This is a genomic window from Bradyrhizobium sp. UFLA05-153, assembly GCF_054185185.1.
The window spans coordinates 1-4,393 of the sequence record NZ_JBBIAM010000259.1 but is presented as its reverse complement, the minus strand read 5'-3'; the positions used below and the strand labels follow the sequence as shown (position 1 = coordinate 4,393).

Below are 4,393 nucleotides of genomic sequence, written 5' to 3'. Positions count from 1 at the left end.
GCAAGCTGATGCCTTCCGACCCGCCGGAGTCTCGGCGGTGACCCGCCGTCAGTTACACCACGCCACGGGACGCGATCTTGGTCCGTCAGTCGCTGAATATGAAAATAACTGGGAACAGCCCCCACCAAAACTACGCTGTGCTGCGCGATTGCACTCGGCCTCACTACTCCCACTCAATCATTTAGGAAGATGTTTCCACGTTGATTTGCAAGCACAAATTCTCAAAGCTGACAGTCAAATCCCGACGGTATACCCGCCGCATTTTTTTGGTCTTGAATTCACAGAAAAAATTCGAGCCGCCCGCAATGCTGGCGTTCCCGCCACCTATCGGTATCAATCGACTGATCAGCATTGCCTGCCTAGACAAAACTGCCATACCCCCTCCGGTGCGGCGTCACTCCAAGTACCGTCAGAGATCAGGAACATGCTGGCCCCTCGCGTTCGCTCGCCACGGTGCGCCAGCCAGATGGTCCGCGTCGAAGCTGCCGTCCCCAGATTGCAACCGACCCATAGCCGCTTCGCTTGTGCGCCCATCAAGTCGGTCGCTTGCCCGAGCCGATTTTGAACGCGATAGGCAAGTTTAGCCCATCGGCTGATCTGTAGACGCTGGCGCAACGCTCGAACGCGGCTCGGATCAAATCTTGCGTCGCCCGATCTTGCTTCCTGATGACGGCACCGGTCAAAACAAGGCCTTCATTCGAGGGTGCGGGCTTCAATCGAGTGCTGGATCCGGGTCGAGTGTCACTGGTTTTGCGCCCGGTCGATCGACCCATTGTTTGCCCGTATTGTTATAGGTGAAACTCGTAGCGGTTTCTGGCAGCATGGTCGCATTCCACTTGTTCCATTCGGCGACGAGACGATCGTAGATGTCCTTGCGCCGATCTTTCAGATTGGCGCGCTCCATCGGATCGTCGGCAACGTTGAACAGAAATGTATTGTCGAGAATCTTCAGATATTTCCAGTCCCCGATGCGCGCGGCACGCTGCCAGAGCGCCTTGTAGCGCCAAAACAACCGCCGCTCCGCCGGAGGCGCGCCCTCCGAAAGCTGTGGCAACAGATTCATCCCGTCCGATGGATAGGCCGGATCTTGTGCTGCGCCGGCTGCGGCAAGCAGCGTCGGAAGCCAGTCCATATTCGCGGTCACCTGCTGGCTAACGAGGCCCGCGGGAATGCGCACGGGCCAGGAGACGAGGGCAGGAATGCGCAGACCACCCTCCAAAAGCTCCGTCTTTCGCCCACTGAAGGGCCAAGTGTCGGAAAAGCGCTCGCCGCCATTGTCGCTGGTGAAAATCATGATCGTGTTGCTGGCGAGGCCGTGGTCGTCTAGCGCTCTCAAGACGCGTCCAACCTGATCGTCGAGTGCAAGTATCATCCGCCGATACGTCTCGCTCGAACCGCCGTCAAGGTGGAACAGATTGCGTCCTCCAAGACGCTCGGCCTCGGCTTGGTCCTCCGGACCTTCCCAAGGCCAATGGGGGGCGCTGAAATGAAGACTAAGGAGAAACCGCTGGTCCGCGCGTGCATAATCTTCGATGATCTTCACCGCCCGATCGCCAAGAAGGGTGGTCATATAGCCGGTTTGAGATACTGGTTGGTCTTCGTCCCAAAGATCCGGCTTGCCCTCCGTGTCGACGTGGAGGAAATAGTCAACCGCGCCGCTTCTATAGCCGTAAAAATGGTCATAGCCGCTCCTCAAAGGACTAAATTCAGGCAGGTTGCCGAGGTGCCACTTGCCGACCAGCGTCGTGCCGTAACCGACCTTCTTCAGAAGCGACGGCAAAGTCGGATGCTCTGGCGGCACGCCAATGCCCGGTTTTGTGACTCGCGTAATCGGCTCTTCCATTCCAACCGGCAATCTGGCTTGGTACCGGCCTGTTATGATAGCAACGCGCGATGCCGTGCAGACCGGCGAGTTGGCGTACGCTTGGGAAAAACGCGCACCCTGCATGGCAATGCGATCGATGTTCGGCGTCATGAAGTCGCGTCGACCGTTGCATGAAATATCCGCGTAACCCATGTCGTCGGCGACGATGAAAACGATGTTTGGCCTCTGCGGCTCGGGCTGAGCGAGAGAAGCGGAGGAGCCCAGCGCCAAGGTAACGCCGCCGGACGCAGCGTTCCGAAGAATTGTTCGTCGCGTGTATTTTGTCCTCATCGCTTGTCCTCCCTTGCTTTGGACTTTCGGCCCGGCTGACATCGTGTCGACGCCCTGAGCCCGTTTTAGAGGATGTTGACCATGTCTGGTTCGCAGACTTCGCCGATCATATTCTTGGGGAGACTGGAGCCAAGGACCTCACGTTCGGCCAACCGTCGCTCTTCCGAATGACTTTATCATTTCGAGAACTGTAAAGGCACGTGGCTGACGCTTCCCATACTGCGGTGCATGAGCCTGTTCTTGGCCCACGAGCGGCACGGCCGTGCGCCTCGTCGAGCTCCGAACACGGGGGGCACACCGGACTAGAGTTCCTCACGTTGAGTTCTTCGCCTGCTTACCCAGAGCCGAATTCGATCCCTCACCGGTCGCCGGACACCCGTAAATAAACAGCGGTCGGGCAAATCAGTCGGTCGGCGCGTTCGCGATCGGTTGCCGCGCGACGAGAATATTGCTGGTACACTGCAACACCGTCTCGCGTTTTTGATTTCGCAAGAGGACTTGGTTTCGGACAATTCCCCGATCGGATTTGGACTTCGACTCGCGTTTCTCCAGAACCGTGATTTCCAGATCGAGCGCATCGTCCGGGCGTACAGCGTTCGGCAGCCTCAGCTCATCCCAGCCCAACCCCGCAAGGACATGGAGCCGTGGCTGAAGCCGGGTCGTCAACAAAATGAAGATGGAAAAGGTATGGGCACTGGTTGCGGTCAGCCCCCCAAAAACTGAACGCGCCGCAGCCTCCTCGTCGATGTGGCGGGGTATCGGATCGTATTGTTTTGCGAATTGAATGATCTCGCTCTTGGTTACCAGATAAGGGCCGGACCGGAGGCTAATGCCGACTTCCGCGTCTTCAAAGTACAGGTTTTCAGGGTACATGCTCATCTAATTATCCCTCCGGAAACAGCTCGAATGAATCGATAAGGATACCAACCCGCCCCCCCGTCCACGGATCTTGGCCCTTAGCGACGACAGCCAGTATTCGTCCGCCTGTCAGCTGCCCGGGGTGGCATGGATGCGGTCGGGCGCGGCACGAAATCCGTTTGATGCTGGCCTCGTGTGGCCAACATAAGCGAAAAAACTACAAATCGGACAAGGTAGCTTGCAATTTTTGGCGTTCGCGGCGCTCCCAAAAGGCATCCCAATATTTCCAGATGAAGCTGGTGACATGCCGGGGCGCTACGGATGTCCGTCCCGGCCACATTGTGCCGAGCGTTGTGCTCATTGCGGAGTCTCCCTGGGCCTGCAATCAGGCTCTATAGAATTGAGAAGGCAAGGCAGTGCGGCTCTTTTCTTTTCAGGGTGGAAGTCGTGTTGCGGCTGCCTTGAGCCAGTCGGCTCCATCAGGCCGCACGAATAGAAAATGGGATGCCGCCCAAATCTGTGTGTTAGCGCGGCCATCTTGACCGATAAGAATGAGTCCTGCTCCGCCGTTGGCTACTGTCAGAATGACAGGCTCGCCCTTCCATGTCTTGATTGGCTCCATCCCGATGATGAGGAATTCACCAATCGGCTGATCAAAATATTGAAGCCGCAGTTGTGGCGCGATCTCTGCAGCCGCGAGTCCAAAACCCACCTGTTGAGCGCGGGCATAAATTTCGGCAAGCGGTACAGTATCGGTTTGAAAGCCAAGTTCGGCCGCCGATATTGCAAAGAGATTCACATTTCTTTTGGTGGCGCTGAGGGCGAAAGCTGGTCGGGCGAGAATTTCCCCGGCCGCGTCTCCGATCCCACAACCGGCTGCATGCAACGCGTTAGTGAGGGCCAGGGGGTCTGCAAAGGTACCTACTTTGATGGTCTTCCAAACCGAAGCTTCGGCGGCAGATCTGATTGGACTTCTTGGCGTACTCGTTAATGGGGTCTTCTCGGACCTCAGTCGGTTCGACAGGACGTCTCGTGCCGTGCATTGCGCGCGAGCTTCGCTTGCAAACAAAACTATCCATGCGATGAAAAGCGTCGCAATAATGAGAGTGCTACGGCGCCATCCTATCGAACAATGCGCCAGGCCATATTTGCACGGCGTGTTCGGCCTCATAGCAATCTAACCTCTCGAAAGGCTAAATTGAAAACTGAACGTGTGGTCACACTGCGGCCACACGGCCTCACCAGATGTGAAGCCGCTCACATCCGCATGAACATTTTTCCGTGTCGATACGTCGCTTACCGGCCCTGGCTGTGTGAAAAGCCACGAGTCGGCTAGGATTCCTCCGTTTCCTGATGGGGGATACGGATGGGACGCTTCGT

General features: G+C 57.0%; 3 protein-coding genes. All 3 read right to left on the bottom strand.

Annotated features, from left to right (window positions below):
- Positions 1-712 precede the first annotated feature (712 nt).
- The 3 genes from Q2941_RS50910 to Q2941_RS50900 all read right to left on the bottom strand — a co-directional run bounded on the left by Q2941_RS50910 (position 713) and on the right by Q2941_RS50900 (position 3,812).
- Positions 713-2,155 carry a sulfatase family protein gene (locus Q2941_RS50910; protein ID WP_458197434.1) on the bottom strand — a complete coding sequence of 481 codons (1,443 nt, stop codon included), beginning with the start codon at positions 2,153-2,155 and terminating at the stop codon, positions 713-715.
- A 402-nt stretch (positions 2,156-2,557) separates the two neighbouring features.
- A complete protein-coding gene (locus Q2941_RS50905; protein ID WP_458197433.1) occupies positions 2,558-3,034 on the bottom strand; it encodes a MaoC/PaaZ C-terminal domain-containing protein in 477 nt (158 codons plus the stop codon).
- Positions 3,035-3,446: 412 nt separating this feature from the next.
- Positions 3,447-3,812 (bottom strand): hypothetical protein, encoded by a 366-nt coding sequence (locus Q2941_RS50900; protein ID WP_458197432.1) that lies wholly within the window; start codon positions 3,810-3,812, stop codon positions 3,447-3,449.
- Positions 3,813-4,393: the final 581 nt, after the last annotated feature.